The following is a 201-nucleotide window of genomic DNA, read 5'->3' as shown; positions in this document are numbered from 1 at the left end:
ATCCACCGCTTGCGGATCGGCACGAACCCGGGCTTGGTGTCGGAGCGTTTGACGACCTCGATGTCGATGCCCAGGACGGCGCCGTGCAGCGCGAGGTCCTGTTTGAACCCGGCGTCGACCCAGGCGCGGCTCACCGTCGAGGTGTGCGCGACGACCTTGTCGAGCAGCCGGATGCCGATGGCGTTGTCGGTGACCGACGCC

1 pseudogene is annotated in these 201 nt (G+C 68.2%); it reads right to left on the bottom strand.

The features are described 5' to 3' along the window. A pseudogene (locus tag ACFHWY_RS29015) lies at positions 1 to 201 on the bottom strand (IS5/IS1182 family transposase); the annotation flags it as partial.

This window comes from Micromonospora sp. LOL_024 (assembly GCF_048060415.1).
In the GTDB taxonomy this organism is placed as follows: domain Bacteria; phylum Actinomycetota; class Actinomycetes; order Mycobacteriales; family Micromonosporaceae; genus Micromonospora.
This window is presented reverse-complemented; position numbering and strand designations above follow the sequence as displayed.